This window comes from Lentzea sp. NPDC060358 (genome assembly GCF_042725365.1).
GTDB lineage: Bacteria > Actinomycetota > Actinomycetes > Mycobacteriales > Pseudonocardiaceae > Lentzea.
This window is the reverse complement of the sequence record NZ_JBHXCW010000183.1, coordinates 1-16,042: the sequence shown is the minus strand read 5'-3', so window position 1 is coordinate 16,042 and position 16,042 is coordinate 1. Positions and strand designations below refer to the sequence as shown.

The following is a 16,042-nucleotide window of genomic DNA, read 5'->3' as shown; positions in this document are numbered from 1 at the left end:
GGCTACGGCCGGGGCGCCTCTGCCGTGAAGGCCGCCCACAGCAGGTTGAGCGGATGATCGGCCGGGTGCTTCGCCAGTTCATCCGTTCGGGCGAAAACGCCCACAAGCCGCTCCAGAGAGTCATCTGCGAGCTCGACGACGCGGAGGCCCCCGCCCTCCCGGAGTTCGTTGTTCGACGCCACCACGCCCAAACCAGACGTCACGATCATGGCTCCCTGGACGAGGTTCGAGCGCAGCAGCGAGATGCCGTACTGGATCTCGTCGATCTCGGCCGCGATGTCGATGCTCTGCCGGTAGTCGGGACCGAACCAGCCGCGCAGGAACTCGGCGATCAGGCCGGCCCCCGGCACCACCAGCGGCACGGAACGCAGCTGCGGCACGCGCACGCGGTCGCCCACCACCGAGTCGGGCAGGTTCGTCAGCAGCGCCAGGCCGCCGCGCCGCCACTCGATCACCTCGAACTCCGGCCGCTCCCAGCCGGCGCCCGCGTGCGTCACGACGCTGCCGCAGACGACGTCGACCTCGCGCGTCTCGAGCTTGGTCCAGATGTCCTTGGTGCGGATGTGCACGACCTTGAGGTCCACGTCGCGCTCGCGGAACTCGTCCGACACGTGGTGCCACGCCTTCGCGAGCGTGTCGAGCATGTATCGCGTGGTGCCGACGGTGACGGTCGTGCCGAGCTTGCGGCGGCACTCGTGAATTCCGTCGAGCCACTCCGCGAGCGTCTCCCGCGCCATTTCGACGAGCGACTCACCAGTGGGCGTGAACAGCACGTCCTTTCCGCGGCCCTGCTTCACCACGAGCGGTTCACCGCACAGTTGGCGGAAGTTCCTGTTCAACGTGTCGAGCTGCTTCTGCACGCTCGACTGCTCCCGCCCGAGTGCGCGCGCCGCCCGCAGGGCCGAACGGGTCTCGTGAACGGTCAACAGGGTCCTGAGCTGGTCCATCGTGGTATCCAGGAGAGCACCGGGCATGTTCAGCAGGCGGTGCAGCGAGGTGCTGGTGGGGAGCACCAACTGGGACGAGCCGGACATCGAGACCCTCTCTGGTGTTCTGCCGATCAGTTGAACTGAACTTGACCGCATTTCGCAGACAAATTTTCTGCAGATGCTCTTCGGAAATCGCTGGACACTTATCGGGCGGTGTACAAAGCTATCCGCGGCGACCACGCGTGGGAGCCGATTCCGGGGGGAATCATTGGGGGGTGGGGGTCCGCCAGGCGTGAGCCGGCGGGCCCCCAAGTATTACCCTCAGCCGTTGTGACGGCTTCCGCTCGCCTGGAATGGGGCACCACCTACCAGGTCACCGTGCTCGAACTCGGACTCGCCTGCTGCGGGGTCGAGGTGATGGCAGCTCTCGACCGCCTCCCCGACCTCGGCGTCACGCCGGTCGACGGCGCGGGCGAGGCGCACGTCCTCGTCGTCTCCGGCACCGTCACGGACGTCATGTTGCCCGCTGTCCTCCGCAGTTACGAGGCCATGCCCGAACCCCGCTACGTGATCTCCGTGGGCGCCTGCAGCAACACCGGCGGCCCGTACTGGGACTCCTACAGCGTCACCAAGGGCATCGACCAGGCCCTGCCGGTCCACGTCGCCGTGCCCGGCTGCCCGCCGCGTCCCGAAGCGCTCCTCGAGGGCCTCAAGGCGCTGCACGGGCTGGTGAACGCGTGACGACCACCCCGAAGACCGCTTTCGGCCAGACGGTCCACCACGTGGAGCTCGCCGGCTGGCTCGCGGCCGCGACCGAGCTGCACGGCAGCGGGCACACCATGTTCGACTGGCTCGGCGTCGAGGACGCGGGCCGTCCCGGTGCGGCCGGGCAGCGCCACGCGGTGTTCCTGCACGTGATCGACCCGCGCACGCGCGCGGGCGTGATGCTGCGGACCGAGGTCGGCGCTGAAGACGCCCTCGCGAGCGTCGCCCACCTCTGGAAGGGCGCGCGCTGGCACGAGCGCGAGGCCGCCGAGATGTTCGGGATCGGCGTCGCCGACGAGCCGGAGCACCTGCTGCTGCCCGACACCTTCCAGGGCCACCCGCTGCGCAAGGACTTCGTGCTCGCCTCCCGGGTCGTGCGCCCCTGGCCGGGCCGTCTCGAGCCCGGCGAGGACGCCACGAGCGCCCCGAGCCGCCGCCGCACCGCACCACCTGGCGTGCCGGACCCGTCGTGGGGCCCGCGCCGTGAAGAGGAGAGCACGTCGTGACGAACCTGCCACCGCGGACGAGGGGCGTCATCGCGCTGCTGGACGCCAACTGCACGGTCTGCATGATCTGCGCGCGCGAGTGCCCCGACTGGTGCATCCACATCACCAGCCACACCGAGGTCGAGCAGCAGCCCGGCAGCGCCCGCCCGCGCAGCCGCAACGTGCTCGACCGGTTCGCGATCGACTACGGCCAGTGTCTCTACTGCGGCATCTGCGTCGAGGTCTGCCCGTTCGACGCCCTGCACTGGGCGCCGGAGTTCGGCTATCCGGGGACGGGCTCGATCGAGGGCGACGGCGCCGTCGCGGAGCTGGTCCACGAACGGGACGTGCTCGCCACGTGGGTCGAGAAGGTCCCGCCGCCACCGCCCCTGGACCCGGCCGCCGAGGCCGCCCCGGAGACGGCGACAGGAACTGGACGCAGGCCCGGTTCGTTGAGAGGTAGGACGTAACAGACCCGGAGGCGTAACCGTGCACAAGCACTTCAACGGGTTGAAGACGGCCGTGCTGCTCGGCGGGATGAGCGCGCTGATCGTGTTGATCAGCAGCTTGTTCGGGCGAACCGCACTGGTCATCGGCCTGGTGTTGGCCTTGGGCGTGAACGCCTACGCGTACTTCAACTCCGACAAGCTCGCGCTGCGGGCGATGCGGGCGCGGCCCGTGTCGCAGGTGGAGCAGCCGGTGCTGTTCGCGATCGTGCGGGAGCTGTCGCAGAAGGCGCGCCAGCCCATGCCGAGGCTGTACCTGAGCCCGACGGCCGCCCCCAACGCGTTCGCGACGGGCCGCAACCCGCGCAACGCCGCCGTGTGCTGCACCACGGGCATCCTGGAGCTGCTCGACGAACGGGAGCTGCGCGCCGTGCTCGGCCACGAGCTCGCGCACGTCTACAACCGCGACATCCTGATCAGCTGCGTGGCCGGCGCGCTCGCGGGCGTGATCACGATGCTCGCGAACCTGGCGCTGCTCGCCGGCATCTTCGGCGGCGGCGACGGTGACGACGACGGACCGGGTCCGCTGGGGTTGCTGCTGATCGCGCTGCTGGGCCCGGTCGCGGCCACGGTGGTGCGCCTGGCCGTGAGCCGCTCGCGCGAGTTCCAGGCGGACCAGTCCGGCGCCGAGCTCACCGGCGACCCGCTCGCGCTGGCGAGCGCGTTGCGCAAGATCGAGCAGGGGACGCGGGCGGCGCCGCTCGCACCGGAGCCGGAGGTGGTCTCGCAGAGCCACCTGATGATCGCGAACCCGTTCCGCTCGGGGGAGCAGTTCGCGAGGTGGTTCTCGACCCACCCGCCGATCGCCGACCGCGTCCGCAGGCTCGAGGAGATGGCGCGCAAGGCTCGTTAGCGCCCTGCCTGCGCCACCGCCATCAGGTACTCGCCGTAACCGGACTTGCCGAGCTTCTCACCGAGCGCGTAGCACTCCTGCGCGGAGATGAAGCCCATGCGCAGCGCGATCTCCTCGGGACACGCGATGCGCACGCCCGTCCGGTGCTCCAGCACCTGCACGAACTGCCCGGCCTCGAGCAGCGAGTCGTGCGTGCCGGTGTCGAGCCACGCGAACCCGCGGCTCAGGTCGACCAGCTGGGCGCGCCCCTCGCGCAGGTACGCGAGGTTGACGTCGGTGATCTCCAGCTCGCCGCGCGGCGACGGCTTGAGGTTGCGCGCGATGTCCAGCACGCCGTTGTCGTAGAAGTAGAGCCCGGTGATCGCCCGGTTCGACTTCGGCCGCGTCGGCTTCTCCTCGATGGACAGCAGCTTCCCGGTCGAGTCGACCTCGCCCACGCCGTACCGCTCGGGGTCCTTCACCTGGTACCCGAAGAGCACGCAGCCGTCCAAAGAGGACGCGTGCTGCTGCAGCGTGGACGAGAAGCCCTGGCCGTAGAAGATGTTGTCGCCCAGCACCAGCGCCACGTCGTCGTCCCCGACGAAGTCCGCGCCGATGACGAACGCCTCCGCGAGCCCGTTGGGGGCGGCCTGCTCCGCGTAGGAGAAGGACATGCCCCACTGCGACCCGTCGCCGAGCAGCCGCCGGAACAGCGGCAGGTCGGTGGGCGTGCTGATGATCAGCACCTCCCGGATGCCGGCCAGCATGAGCACCGACAGCGGGTAGTAGATCATCGGCTTGTCGAACACCGGCAGCAGCTGCTTGGAGACGGCCTGCGTGATCGGGTGCAGGCGCGTCCCGCTGCCACCGGCGAGGACGATGCCCTTCACCGGTAGTTGGTGAACTGGAGGGCGATCCCGAAGTCGGAGCCCTTCAACAGGGCGATGACGTCCTGCAGGTGGTCCTTCTTCTTGCCGGACACCCGCAGCTGGTCACCCTGGATCTGCGCCTGCACGCCCTTGGGTGCCTCGTCGCGGATCTTCTTGGCGATCTCCTTGGCCTTCTCGGACGTGATGCCCTGCACGAGATTTCCCGTGACCTTGAACACCTTCCCGGACACCGCGGGCTCGCCCACCTCGAACGCCTTCATCGAGATGTTGCGCTTGACCAGCTTCTCCTGGAAGACGTCGATCGCCGCCTTGCAGCGCTCCTCGGTCTCGGAGGAGAAGGCGATCGCCTCCTCACCGGCCCAGGCCACCGTGGTGTTGGTGCCCCGGAAGTCGAAGCGTGTGCTCAGCTCCTTGGCCGCCTGGTTGAGCGCGTTGTCGACCTCCTGCCGGTCCACCTTGCTCACCACGTCGAACGACGGGTCCGCCACGACTTCACTCCTCAACGATCTCGGGGTCACAGCCTGCGTCGATGCTACTGGGGTACCCCGATTTGGGGTGTCCCGAAGGGGTTATGTATTGTTCCGCCTGCACCGTTACGACGGTGTGGGGCGGGTTGCCCGAGCGGCCAATGGGAGCGGACTGTAAATCCGTCGCGAAAGCTACAGAGGTTCGAATCCTCTACCCGCCACAGCAGTACTGAAGGCCCTGTGACCAGTGAGAACTGGTCACAGGGCCTTCGTCGTGTCACCAGCTCTCCACGACCGAGTACGCACATCACCGACGCGGGTTGCCTTCGCGAGGGGGATTCGTTGGCGTGCAAGGAGAGGACGAGCTTTCAGCCCACTGCAGGCGTCTCGTGACGTCGTTATCGTCCGTGCGCGCGCCGATACGAATTGATGATGGTTGTGCCGTAGGGCACTGATGGTCTGGCCGTCCGTCCCATCCATGCCCCAGACTGTGCGAGTTCGAAGGAGAGCAGCGCCGCCCGTGGTTGCCGCCGCGGGGGGCGCGTTGTGGTTTTGAGCACGAGAAAGGCCGAGTCACCTGCGCAGGTTGAACCGACCTGCGCAGTTCGTCCACCGTCCGATCGGGCGGTGGGAGTGATTGCTGAGCGAAGGCGGTATTGGTGATTCAGGGTAAGGGCGGACTTGGCGCACGCCCTCGGTGCGACTGGGCTGGAACGGGCCTCGTGCTGGGGGTTGTCGCCTCCGAGGTCGGCTTGGTGCTCGCCGGTGTGCCGGCGGTGACTGCCTCCGCGCTGGTCGCGGGCGCGACCGCGACAGGTGTGCTCGGGTACCGGCTGCTGTCGGCCGGGCCGATGCCACGGTTCGTGCGCGCTCCACAGGGTGGCTCCGCGCCGGAGTTGCCTGGAGTCGGCGGGGCGGTCGTGCCCTTCATCCGAGGGGAGAACGCCGGCGATGGCGCGCCCTGAGGCCGAGATCGACGGAAGCACGCCCGAGGGCGAGTTCGCCCTCGGGCTGCGTGCCCTGCGCGACAAGGCGCGGCTGGACTACCGCGCGATGGAGAAGCTCGTGCACTTCGCTGCCTCGACGTTGAGCAAAGCGGCGTCGGGCAACGGGTTGCCGACGCTCGAGGTGACGCTGGCCTACGTCCGGGCATGTGCTGGTGACGAGCAGGAGTGGGAAGCCAGGTGGCGTGAGCTGAACAGCACCTCGGGACGAGCTCGGCGCCCTGACACGGGTGCTGTCCCGACCCAGCGTGGTTCTGAGGCTCGCAGGGCTACCCGTGTGGAGAAGTCGGCGAACGAGGCGGAGGACTTGGGCGGTGCGGACGAGCCGGAGTTATCGGGGATACCCGAGCAGCTGACCGGCGAGCAGGAGTCGGATCCCGAGGCGACCGATCGGATTCCCCGGGTCGACCTGCCTGCGACGGCCAGAGTGGTGCCGGGTGGCCCCCGGCTGTCGGCGCCTGCTCGTCCGGGCGCACATCGCGCCGTGCAGCCGTTGTCACGGCGTACTTCGGCCTGGGCAATCGCCATCTTGGTCCTGATCAATTTTGCGTTGATCTTCGCGCTCGTCTGGTCGGCGAACGAGCGGACGACGACGCCGAACGCCACTATGGCGTCCTCGATCCAGCTCTTCGAGATCGCGGAGATAGGTGAACCTCCCTTGGTGCTCAAGGCGGGGGCTGTGGAGCTGCGGTGGGTCGATCTGCGGAATCCGAACGCGACGGACCTCGTCGTCACGGAGCTGACCGCTCAGGTGAAGATTCTTGAGGACGATTCACTCGCCGGGTTCAGGAGCTGTCCTCCTGGTGTGTTGAAGATATCGAACCTGCAGAACTTTCCCTACCGCATCGACGCCCATGGAATAACGCGAGTGGGTTTCAAGTTCGAGGTCGCGACGGCGCTTCCTGGTGGATGTGAAGGTAGGAGTTTTCCTGTCAGCTACGACGGAAAAGCGATTCAGGGGACCGTGATCGAAGGCCGGGTGCAAACCGGGTAGTTCGCTGGCAAGTGATCATCGACGGGGTGCCGCCATTTCATTGATGGCTGCGCCCCGTTTTACTGTACGCGTCACATCTCCGACCGATCGCAACTCGACTCTGCGTCGGAGCGAGAGGGTGGTTCTGGTCGACACGTCTCACCAGATGGAGTGAGAACTGCTTGGCCACAGGACAAGTTTCTCTGTGGCTGCGTCGTATCAGTGCAGCTCAGAACCGCATGTCTGGGTTGATGACGAAACAACCCGCATCGCACAGGACTTGCTAGCAGGGGGTTGGCACCCTCATCCTTGTGAAGCGCTCGCCGGGTCACGCCTGGGGGCCGCCCGCAGCTCAGGTCAGTGACTCGGCCGACTCGGGTTTCAGGTGGGATCTCCGCGGCAACGGAGGTCCCACCTTCTTTTTTCGACTTTGCTCGCCACCTGTTCGGGCGAAAGAAGAGCTATTCCGGTTCTGCTGGAATTGTTACGACTTTGGGGATGTTGTGCAGATGTCACCGCAACGAACTAATCCATTCGAGTGTGGACAAATCATGGACATCGCGTAGTTCGAGGAGGCGACACCTTGGCATCCAACGCTGGAGCAATTCCGATTCCGTGTGCTGTCGAATGCGGTTGCGGTGAGCGTTGACGCCTGGTCGAGAAGGTGTGCGTCTCTGACAGACTGATCAAGCTCGCATTCGCACACCACCGAGGGGATCTCAGTGCGCACGCAGATGGCAACCGAGGCCGGCCGCACGACCGCGCCGAGCGAGGACCGCGCCCTGGTCGGGCCGAACCTGCTCGCCGTGCTCGACGGCGTCACCGCCAAGCCCGAGACCGGGTGCGCCCACGGGGTCGGCTGGTTCGCCGACCAGCTGGCCGCGGAACTGTTGCGGTGCGCGCACCTCGGGCCCGCTCCGGCGCTGGCCGAGGCCGTTCGGCAGACGCGTGAGCTGCACGGGGGCGGGTGCGACCTCGAGCACCCGGACAGTCCCAGCGCGACGGTCGGGCTCGTGCAGATCAAGGAAGACGTGCTGCGGTACCTGGTGCTCGGCGACGCGACCGTGGTGGTCGACGCCAAGAGCGAGTTGCGGGTCGTGAGCGACACGCGCACCAACCGCACGGCCGGTGCCGATCCCGCCGACGTCGAGCACGCGCTCACCGGGGAAATTCCCTTGGCTGAAGTCCGGCGGGTCGCGATCCTGTCCGATGGCGCGGCGCGGGCGGTCGATCTGTTCGACCTCTTCGATTGGCGTCAGGCTCTCGAACTGATGGCGGCCAACGGGCCGGACGATCTGATTCGCAAAATGCGCGCCGTCGAAAAGGAAGACGCCAAGGCCGTGGATTGGCCGCGGGCGAAGGTTTCCGACGACGCGACTGTTGTTTACCTCGAGCGGTAGGTCAGTGGCGCTGCGCCGGTTCGACGCCGCGGCGGCGCGCTATTGCGCGCATGTTGGTCTCGCCCCAGTCGCCCAGCGGCAGCAGTGCCTCGTTCAGCCTCGTCCCCAGCGGGGTCAGCGAGTACTCGACTCGGGGCGGGACCTCGTGGAACACCTCGCGGTGCACGATCTCGTCCGCCTCCATCTCGCGCAGCACCTGGATCAGCATCTTCTCGCTGATGCCGGACACCGACCTGCGCAGCTCACCCGTGCGCATCGGGCCGTGGTGCAGGGCCCACAGGACCAGGGCCTTCCACCGGCCGCCGATCACGTCGATCGCCGCGTCGAGGCCGCACGCGTACTGCCGAGGCTTCATCCAGGATCCTTACCGAAAAGTGGGTACCTGACAAAATAGTAGGTACTTGCCGGTACGACAGCGGCGGAACCAGCATTGCCGGCATGGGGATCAAGAAAACCGTGAGCGTGCTCGGCCTCGGCCGGATGGGCAGTGCGCTCGCCACCGCCCTGGTCGACCAGGGCTACGACGTGACCGTGTGGAACCGGACGGACAAGCCGGCGCCGGCCGGCACCACCAGGAAGACTCTGGAAGAAGCCCTCGACAGCGACGTCGTCGTCACCTGTCTGTCCACTCACGACGTTCAGCAGCCGCTGCTGACCGGCCGGATCAAGACCCTCGTCAACCTCACCTCCGGCACGCCGGAGCAGGCCCGTGCGACCGCGCGGTGGGCCGCGGCCAACGGCGTCGAGTACGTCGACGGCGTGATCATGGCCGTGCCGCAGCAGATCGGCACCCCGCAGGCGCGGATCCTGTTCAGCGGCAGCGAGGACCACCACGTCCTGCAGGTGTTCGGCGAACCGGTCTACCTGGGTGAGGACGCCGGCCTGGCCGCGCTCTACGACCTCGCGCTGCTGGGCGTCATGTGGTCGGTCTTCGGCGGCTACCTGCAGGCCCTCGCCCTCGTCGGCAGCGCGGGCGTCACGCCGGAGCGGTTCACGCCGTTCGCCACGGACTGGCTCGACGTCGTCGGCACGTTCCTGCCCGAGATGGGCGAGGAGACGCACAGCGGGAGGTACGAGACCGACGTGTCGGCTCTCGACATCAACGTCTCCGGCCTGCGCCTGCTCACCGAGGCCAACGGCGAGCAGGGCCTCGACACCACCGTTCCGCGGGCCTTGCACGACCTGTTCGAACGCGCCCAGCGCGCGGGCCACGGCGCGCACAGCATCGCGAGCGTCATCGAGGTGATCCGGAAGTGAAGTACCAGGGCAAGAAGGCCGTCGTCACCGGCGGCACGCACGGCATGGGCCGCGCGACGGTCGAGATGCTGGTCGAGAACGGGGTCGAGGTCCTGCTGACCGGCCGCACGATCGACAAGGCCGAGGGCGTCAAGGCCCACGCGGTCGCGTCGGACGCCGCGGACCTGGCGGACATCGCCGCCCTCGAAGCCGAAGTGCGGCACCGGCTCGGCGGCATCGACCTGCTCTTCGTCAACGTCGGCTTCTCCACGCTCACGCCGTTCGAGCAGGCCACCGAAGCCGACTACGACCGCACGTTCGACGTGAACACCAAGGGCGCCTTCTTCACCGCCCAGCGCCTCGCGCCGCTGGTCGCGGAGGGCGGCGCGATCGTCTTCACCACCAGCGTCGCCACCGTCCTGGGCTCGCCCGGCCTGAGCGTCTACGCGGGCGCCAAGGCGGCGGTCAGGGCGTTCGCACGGGGGCTGGCGGCGGAGCTCGCGCCGCGCGGCATCCGGGTCAACGTGGTCAGCCCCGGCTTCATCGACACGCCGTCGATGGGGGTCACGGGCGTGCCGCAGGACGTGCTCGAGGAGTTCAAAGACCAAGGCGACCGCATCACGCCGTTGAAGCGGCACGGCACCATGGACGAGGTCGCGAGCGCCGTGCTCTTCCTGGCGTTCGAGGCCACGTTCACCACCGGCGCCGAGCTCGCCGTCGACGGGGGCCTCGGCCAGGGCATCAGCGCCTGACGAAAAATCTTCGACCTTCCTGTCACATCTCCGCCGCCCGCCGGGTCGACCGGGCAGACGACGAGACAGGAGAACGAAGATGAGGATTACCAACCCGATCATGTCGGTGCCCGGCGCGATGAAGGCGATGCTGGACCTGTCGGCGGCCGCGGCCGCGACGGGCCTCGACAAGGACCTCGTGGAGCTGATCTGCCTGCGGGTCAGCATCGTCAACGGCTGCGGGGCGTGCATCGACTACCACACGAAGCTCCTGCGCGAGGCGAAGGTCGCGGACGAGCGGATCTGGGCCATCGCCGGCTGGCGGGACGTGCCCTACTACTCCGACGCGGAGAAGGCGGCGTTCGCGCTCGCCGAGGAGATGACGCACGTGCAGGTCAGCGACGCCGTGTGGGACGAGGCCGCGCAGCACTGGAGCGAGCGGGAACTGGCCGGGCTGATGCTCGCGATCTGCGCGATCAACACGTGGAACCGGCTCAACGTCGGCTCGCGGCAGGAAGTGTCCGCCTAGGACGGACGAGAAGAGACCGGCGCGCAAGAGCTTCCTCTCCCTTGCGTGCCGGTCTCAGCGCGCAGCATACCTCATGTCGAACAAATGTTCGATCATCGGCGAGCGGCACGCCGTCAGACCGCGGCGAGTGCCGCGCGGCCGTCCTCGGTCAGCTCGGCGCAGACCCGGTGGCCGAAACTCGTGGGCTGCGAGGGGCGCAGCAGTCCGGCGTGCACGAGGTCGTGCGTCGCCATCTGGTCGCAGCAGGGCAGTCCGTCGACGTAGAGCTCCGGCTCGATGCCCCCCGTGACCTCGGCGCGGCCTGCGGCGACGGCCCTCAGCATCGACATCGCTCTTCCGCTCAGCTCCATGGCGACCCCCCGGTTGTGGTGTCTGAATCCCTGACCCCTTAGTCGAAATAGAGGCCGGATTCGTTCCACAAGTACTGAGCCGGTCGGGTTCTTCGCTTGTGTGAACGGGCAGATCATGTCTCATTAGGCCGTTCGGGGACCGCAGACACGCCGGGGGACGAGCGCAGCGCGGGCCGGCGCACCCACACCGTCCACCTCGGACGGTAGCCGTGCGAGTACCAGAACGGCGTCGAGCGCGGGTTCGGCAGCGCGTGGTGGAGCAGCGTCGCCGCCACGCCGGCGCGGTCCAGGACGACGTGCGCGTGTGCTGTGAGAGCGCTGCCGGCGCCCGTGCCCCGCGCGTCCGGGTGGACGCCGAGATGGCCGAGGTAGGCGAACGGGCGTGCGGACGCGAACCGCTCCATCCACCCCGCGTCCTGCGGCAGGTCGATGTAGAGCATGCCGACGGGCGTGCCGTCGCGGACCGCGAGCCACATGGCCTCGTGGTCGCGGTCGAGCACCTCGGCGAGCGCGGTCCGCAGGTGCTCCGCGGTGTTCGGGCGCTCGGTGACCATGCCGAACGCGGCGTCGTACCGGACCGTGTGCATGTTCAGCTCGACCGCCAGGTCGAGGTCGGCGCGCGTCGCCGGCCGGACGTCGACCGCCGCCGGTCTCGGCGCCGCGGACGTGCCCGCGAGGCGTTCGGCGATCACGGTCAGCGGGGCGAAGCCGCGGTGGACCAGCGGCAGCGCGCAGCCGGCTTCGTGGCTCGGCACCGTCACCAGCGCCGCGGTGTCGGGGTCGTCGAGCCCGGTCAGCCGGGTCTCCCACTCGTCGAGCAGCGCGGGCAGGTCGCACCCCGGCTGCCAGGCCAGTCTGTGCACGCGCAGCGGCCCCCAGGTCGCGCCCAGCGAATCCGGATCCGTCTCTGTGAAGGAAAAGATCTCGGTCATGCCGCATCCGACCACGGCAGGGCCGGTCCGCGGAGGTCTTCGCCGTGGATTCGGTCACCGATCGGCCCCTCGCGGGCAACCCCGCCCACGTCCTCGGCGGTGAGCAGGGGTTCACCACGCGTAGCGGAGTCCTCACGTGCACGAACGACGACGGGTGGGTCCGCACGGCTCTCCCCGCGGACCCCTCAGAGTTGATTGACCCGCCAATCGGACTAGCGGAAGCGCTGCCACATGCGACGATCAAGTCCGCAGCAGGTGCGAGGTCCGGCCTGCCGGTCGAGTCGGCGAGCGCCGCGGAGGCCCGTTCCACGCGCCTCGACGTCCAGGGAGTGGCACAATTTCCGTCACGCGCAGTGATCGCGATGGCCGTCGAGGACGGTGAGGTGGACCTCGTCGGCCGCCGCTCCCACCGGGCCGCCGGCACCGCGGAGGACCCCGTCACCGGTTCGGCCCACTGCACTCCGGCATCCCCGGCTCCACTGCGCTGACCTGCTGGCGGAGCAGGCGGCACCGCGCGGCGGGTGCGTACGGGCGGGACTCGAGCAAGATCGCGTGCGGCTGCCGGGGCGGGCCGTGGCGGTGCTCCACGGGCGTCTCAACGGCTGGCCACGTCTGGGTGAATCGACGTCACCAAGGGTGCTCGACCTGCCATTTTGTCCCCCGAGCGGGGTACATTGGTGCCCCTGGAGGGGTCCTGATCGCCAAGGGCGGGACCCCTCAGTCACGCCCAGAGGATCCCCCGCACTCAGGCCGACGAGGAGGCTGGATGTCCGACCGAGCGTCGGCCCCCGTGTCGGACTCGGCCGCCTGGTCGGCCAAGTCGACCAACCGGGCGTTCAGCACGTTCGCCGTCACCCTCCTGGTGGCCGGCGTCGTCTGCGCGGGCGTGGTGGCGGCCTGGCTGCCGGAGAAGGAGAACACCTCCCTCTTCTGGATCGGCCCGCTGCTCGTCGTGGGCTTCCTGCTGGCCGAACAGCTCGCGATCAACGTCGACGTCCGCAGCGGCGTCGCGTGGACGATCTCCTTCACCGAGATCCCGCTGGTCCTGGGCCTGCTCGTGGCGCCGTTCGAGATAGTGCTCGCCGCGCACGTGGTCGCGGGCGTGGGCACGCTGCTCGGCAGGCGGATCCTCGACCGCGCCGTCTACAACGCCGGTCTGATGTTCATGGAGATCTCCGTGGCGTTCGCCGCCGCCGAGGCCGTGAACCGGATGATCGGCGCGGGCGGGCCGTTCTGGGCGGGCGCCTTCGTCGGGACGATCACCGTGCCGATGCTCGCGAGCGTGCTGGGCCTCTGCGCGCTGCGCCTCATGGGCAAGTCGATGCGCGTCGGCAACAGCCTGCGGCTCGTGCTGCAGACGCTGGTCGTCGCGCTGCTCAACACCTCGATCGGCCTCGTCGCCTACCAGATCGTCGCCACCACCGAGTGGGGCGTCGTCCTCGTCCTGCTGGTGTTCGCGGGCATCGTGGCCACCTACTTCGCCTACTCCGGCCTGCTGCGCGAACAGCGCGACCTGGAGGCCCTGAGCGAGGTCAGCCTCCGCGTCGCGCGGTCGGGCCAGCACGGCACCGGACCGCGCCAGCCCGACGACGACCTCACCGCGGGCGTCGAAGAGGACGAGTGGCAGCAGATCGCGGAACGCATCCGCGAGCAGCTCAACGCCAACCGGGTCGTGCTGCGCCTGCGCACCGACCCGCAGGAAGCCATGATCACCCTCGTCGCCGGCGAACCGCTGCCGGAGGAGATGACGGCGACGGACCCGCGGGCCGTGCGCGAGGACCCGGTCCTGCAACTGCCCGGCACGCACGTCCGCTACTACCGCGTCGCCGACGCGACCGAGGACGTCACCGAGGCCCTGCTGCGCCGTGACGCCCAGGAGGCGCTCGTCGTGCCGTTGCGCGGCGCGACCCAGCTGCTCGGCGCCGTCGAGGCCCACGACCGGCTCTCGCGCTGGCGCGGCTTCGGCAAGGCCGACATCCAGCTGCTCAGGACCCTGGCCTCGCACCTCGCGACCGCCGTCGACAACCGCCGCCTGCTCGCCCGGCTGCGCCACGACGCCTACCACGACCCGCTGACCGGCCTGCTGAACCGCGCCGGCCTGCGCGAGGCGTGCGCCGAGTCGTTGCGCGAGTCCGAGCGGGGCGTGGTGCTGCGCATCGACCTCGACATCCTCTCGACCGTCTCCGACGCGCTCGGCCAGGCCTGGGGCAACCGGATGGTGGTCGCCGCGGGACGTCGTCTGCGTGACGCGCTCGGTGCGGACGTTCCGCTCGCACGGCTCGAGGGCGGCGCGTTCGCGGCGTACCTCGACGACTCGCGTTCCGGTGCGGCGCACGAGATCGCCGAACGCCTGCGCGCCGGGCTGTCCGTGCCGTACCCGGTCGACCGGCTCACCGTCGAGGCCTCCGCCGTCGTCGGCTACGCGTCCAAGGCCGCCTCCGAGTCCGAGGACCCGGACCCCGACGTGCTGCTGCAGTGCGCGGACGTCGCCGTGCGCGCCACGACCGAGGGCACACCGGTGAAGGCCTACGCGCCGTCGATGGGCCACCTGTTCCTGCGCCGCTTCCAGCTCGTGACGCAGTTCCGCCAGGCCGTCGAGACCGGGCAGATCTCGGTGCACTACCAGCCCAAGGTCGCCCTGCCGTCCCGCCAGGTCGTGGGCGCGGAGGCGCTGGTGCGCTGGACCCACCCGGAGTTCGGCCGCGTCGACCCGGACGAGTTCGTGCCGGCCGTCGAGGCCACCGGGCTCGTGGACGTGCTGACGGACTTCGTGATGGACCGGGCCCTGGAACGCGTGCGCCGCTGGCTCGACCGCGGGCTGCGGATGTCCATCGCGGTGAACCTGTCCGTGCGGACGCTGGGCGACGAGGACTTCCCGAACCGCGTGGAGGCCGCCCTGCGGCGCCACGACGTGCCGTCCGGGCTGCTGACCTTCGAACTCACCGAGTCGGGCGTCATGGCCGACCCCGAGCGCGCCCTGCCGGTGCTGCGGCGCCTGCACGCGATCGGCGTCGTGCTGGCGGTCGACGACTTCGGCACCGGGTACTCCTCACTCGCGTACCTGCGGCAGCTGCCGGTGGACGAGGTGAAGATCGACAAGTCGTTCGTGCTCGGAATGGGCACCGACCTCGGCGACATGGCCGTGGTCCGGTCCATCGTGGAGCTCGGGCACTCGCTCGGTCTCGTCGTCGTCGCCGAGGGCGTGGAAGACGACGCCGCGCGTGATCAGCTGGTCGGAATGGGCTGCGACGTGGCGCAGGGGTACCTGATCTCCCGGCCGCTGTCCGAAGACCGCTTCGAGGCGTGGCTGCGGGCGCGAACGGTGCAGGTCAGGGGTGCTCGCGATGAGACCGTGCTCACCCTGGTCCACTAGAGGGACCCCCGGATTTCGTTCTTGGTGGACCCGTGTTGTAGAGTTCTCCACAGCTCAGCAAGAACGAAAGAGCAAGCCCCTTTAGCTCAGTCGGCAGAGCGTCTCCATGGTAAGGAGAAGGTCTACGGTTCGATTCCGTAAAGGGGCTCCACTACTGGCCGCAGTGCTGAGCGCTGCGGCTTGTAGTTGTGTTAAAGCGGTGTAGCTCAGTTGGTAGAGCAAGCGGCTCATAATCGCTGTGTCGCCGGTTCAAGTCCGGCCACCGCTACGCGAGTGGGTGGGGTCTGTCGGCGGAAAGCGCCGACCTTCCTCGCTCCGCAAGATTTTGGGGGCCGAGCCCCCACACCCCCGGGCAGCGACGTTGCCCGCCCCGCCAGACGGTAAGCCCGTGCTGGGTCTTACGGGGTCCGGAGAGCTCTCAGGAAGGCAAGGACCGTGGCTGCAACCGACGTACGCCCGAAGATCACCCTCGCGTGCGAGGAGTGCAAGCACCGGAACTACATCACCCGGAAGAACCGGCGCAACGACCCGGACCGTCTGGAGATGAAGAAGTTCTGCCCGAACTGCAAGACGCACCGCTCGCACAAGGAAACCCGCTGAGCGCGTAGCAGCTTCGACGAGGCCCGTCCCACACCGTGGG

General features: G+C 68.8%; 18 protein-coding genes and 3 tRNA genes. 15 read left to right on the top strand and 6 right to left on the bottom strand.

Annotation, left to right across the window (positions count from 1 at the left end):
• Positions 1 to 2: 2 nt before the first annotated feature.
• The gene (locus ACFWGZ_RS30110) at positions 3 to 1,169 is read right to left on the bottom strand and encodes a LysR family transcriptional regulator (protein ID WP_382454958.1); all 1,167 of its coding nucleotides are present in this window, start codon (positions 1,167 to 1,169) and stop codon (positions 3 to 5) included.
• A 90-nt stretch (positions 1,170 to 1,259) separates the two neighbouring features.
• Between ACFWGZ_RS30110 and ACFWGZ_RS30105 the strand changes: the two genes are divergently transcribed.
• The 4 genes from ACFWGZ_RS30105 to htpX are packed head-to-tail and all read left to right on the top strand — an operon-like array spanning position 1,260 to position 3,538.
• Positions 1,260 to 1,670: an NADH-quinone oxidoreductase subunit B gene (locus tag ACFWGZ_RS30105; protein WP_177224550.1), complete on the top strand. Its 411-nt coding sequence runs from the start codon at positions 1,260 to 1,262 to the stop codon at positions 1,668 to 1,670.
• Complete coding sequence (locus tag ACFWGZ_RS30100; protein ID WP_382454957.1) at positions 1,667 to 2,200, top strand: NADH-quinone oxidoreductase subunit C; 534 nt, start codon at positions 1,667 to 1,669, stop codon at positions 2,198 to 2,200. Before ACFWGZ_RS30105 ends, ACFWGZ_RS30100 begins: the two co-directional genes overlap by 4 nt.
• A complete protein-coding gene (locus ACFWGZ_RS30095; RefSeq protein ID WP_382454956.1) occupies positions 2,197 to 2,649 on the top strand; it encodes a 4Fe-4S binding protein in 453 nt (150 codons plus the stop codon). Before ACFWGZ_RS30100 ends, ACFWGZ_RS30095 begins: the two co-directional genes overlap by 4 nt.
• A 19-nt stretch (positions 2,650 to 2,668) precedes the next feature.
• Positions 2,669 to 3,538, top strand: a complete 870-nt coding sequence (gene htpX, locus ACFWGZ_RS30090) for a zinc metalloprotease HtpX (RefSeq protein WP_382454955.1) — start codon at positions 2,669 to 2,671, stop codon at positions 3,536 to 3,538.
• On the opposite strand, the gene rfbA is transcribed toward htpX, so the two are convergent.
• Both rfbA and ACFWGZ_RS30080 read right to left on the bottom strand, forming a co-directional pair.
• Entirely contained in the window at positions 3,535 to 4,407 is an 873-nt protein-coding gene (gene rfbA, locus ACFWGZ_RS30085; RefSeq protein WP_382454954.1) for a glucose-1-phosphate thymidylyltransferase RfbA, read from the bottom strand. The two genes, htpX and rfbA, sit on opposite strands and share 4 nt — an antisense overlap.
• Positions 4,404 to 4,895 (bottom strand): YajQ family cyclic di-GMP-binding protein, encoded by a 492-nt coding sequence (locus tag ACFWGZ_RS30080; RefSeq protein WP_382454953.1) that lies wholly within the window; start codon positions 4,893 to 4,895, stop codon positions 4,404 to 4,406. The genes rfbA and ACFWGZ_RS30080 overlap by 4 nt, the downstream gene beginning before the upstream one ends.
• A 119-nt stretch (positions 4,896 to 5,014) precedes the next feature.
• Between ACFWGZ_RS30080 and ACFWGZ_RS30075 the strand changes: the two genes are divergently transcribed.
• The 3 genes from ACFWGZ_RS30075 to ACFWGZ_RS30065 all read left to right on the top strand — a co-directional run bounded on the left by ACFWGZ_RS30075 (position 5,015) and on the right by ACFWGZ_RS30065 (position 8,251).
• Positions 5,015 to 5,095: transfer RNA gene (locus ACFWGZ_RS30075), tRNA-Tyr, on the top strand.
• A 730-nt stretch (positions 5,096 to 5,825) separates the two neighbouring features.
• On the top strand, positions 5,826 to 6,872 hold the full coding sequence (locus tag ACFWGZ_RS30070) for a helix-turn-helix domain-containing protein (RefSeq protein WP_382454952.1): 1,047 nt from the start codon (positions 5,826 to 5,828) through the stop codon (positions 6,870 to 6,872).
• A gap of 701 nt (positions 6,873 to 7,573) precedes the next feature.
• Positions 7,574 to 8,251 carry a protein phosphatase 2C domain-containing protein gene (locus tag ACFWGZ_RS30065; RefSeq protein WP_382454951.1) on the top strand — a complete coding sequence of 226 codons (678 nt, stop codon included), beginning with the start codon at positions 7,574 to 7,576 and terminating at the stop codon, positions 8,249 to 8,251.
• A 1-nt stretch (position 8,252) separates the two neighbouring features.
• Here the strand turns inward: ACFWGZ_RS30065 and ACFWGZ_RS30060 are convergent, their stop codons facing one another.
• Entirely contained in the window at positions 8,253 to 8,606 is a 354-nt protein-coding gene (locus ACFWGZ_RS30060; protein ID WP_382454950.1) for a winged helix-turn-helix transcriptional regulator, read from the bottom strand.
• Between the two features lie 83 nt (positions 8,607 to 8,689).
• On the opposite strand from ACFWGZ_RS30060, the gene ACFWGZ_RS30055 reads away from it, so the two are divergent.
• From ACFWGZ_RS30055 to ACFWGZ_RS30045, 3 genes are all read left to right on the top strand, one after another.
• Positions 8,690 to 9,508, top strand: coding sequence for an NAD(P)-dependent oxidoreductase (locus tag ACFWGZ_RS30055; protein WP_382454949.1), 819 nt, complete (start codon positions 8,690 to 8,692; stop codon positions 9,506 to 9,508).
• Positions 9,505 to 10,239, top strand: a complete 735-nt coding sequence (locus ACFWGZ_RS30050) for an SDR family NAD(P)-dependent oxidoreductase (RefSeq protein ID WP_382454948.1) — start codon at positions 9,505 to 9,507, stop codon at positions 10,237 to 10,239. Before ACFWGZ_RS30055 ends, ACFWGZ_RS30050 begins: the two co-directional genes overlap by 4 nt.
• Before the next feature lie 79 nt (positions 10,240 to 10,318).
• Positions 10,319 to 10,747 carry a carboxymuconolactone decarboxylase family protein gene (locus tag ACFWGZ_RS30045; RefSeq protein WP_382454947.1) on the top strand — a complete coding sequence of 143 codons (429 nt, stop codon included), beginning with the start codon at positions 10,319 to 10,321 and terminating at the stop codon, positions 10,745 to 10,747.
• Positions 10,748 to 10,860: 113 nt separating this feature from the next.
• On the opposite strand, the gene ACFWGZ_RS30040 is transcribed toward ACFWGZ_RS30045, so the two are convergent.
• The gene (locus ACFWGZ_RS30040) at positions 10,861 to 11,076 is read right to left on the bottom strand and encodes a hypothetical protein (RefSeq protein ID WP_382454946.1); all 216 of its coding nucleotides are present in this window, start codon (positions 11,074 to 11,076) and stop codon (positions 10,861 to 10,863) included.
• Between the two features lie 134 nt (positions 11,077 to 11,210).
• Positions 11,211 to 12,029, bottom strand: coding sequence for a GNAT family N-acetyltransferase (locus ACFWGZ_RS30035; protein WP_382454945.1), 819 nt, complete (start codon positions 12,027 to 12,029; stop codon positions 11,211 to 11,213).
• Positions 12,030 to 12,382: 353 nt separating this feature from the next.
• Between ACFWGZ_RS30035 and ACFWGZ_RS30030 the strand changes: the two genes are divergently transcribed.
• The 5 genes from ACFWGZ_RS30030 (at position 12,383) to rpmG (ending at position 16,002) form a co-directional block, all read left to right on the top strand.
• Complete coding sequence (locus tag ACFWGZ_RS30030) at positions 12,383 to 12,517, top strand: hypothetical protein (protein WP_382454944.1); 135 nt, start codon at positions 12,383 to 12,385, stop codon at positions 12,515 to 12,517.
• A 278-nt stretch (positions 12,518 to 12,795) separates the two neighbouring features.
• On the top strand, positions 12,796 to 15,402 hold the full coding sequence (locus ACFWGZ_RS30025; protein WP_382454943.1) for a putative bifunctional diguanylate cyclase/phosphodiesterase: 2,607 nt from the start codon (positions 12,796 to 12,798) through the stop codon (positions 15,400 to 15,402).
• 75 nt (positions 15,403 to 15,477) lie between these two features.
• Positions 15,478 to 15,553: transfer RNA gene (locus ACFWGZ_RS30020), tRNA-Thr, on the top strand.
• A gap of 44 nt (positions 15,554 to 15,597) precedes the next feature.
• Positions 15,598 to 15,670 (top strand) — tRNA-Met (locus ACFWGZ_RS30015).
• A 167-nt stretch (positions 15,671 to 15,837) separates the two neighbouring features.
• The gene (gene rpmG / locus ACFWGZ_RS30010) at positions 15,838 to 16,002 is read left to right on the top strand and encodes a 50S ribosomal protein L33 (protein ID WP_325510362.1); all 165 of its coding nucleotides are present in this window, start codon (positions 15,838 to 15,840) and stop codon (positions 16,000 to 16,002) included.
• Positions 16,003 to 16,042 lie beyond the last annotated feature (40 nt).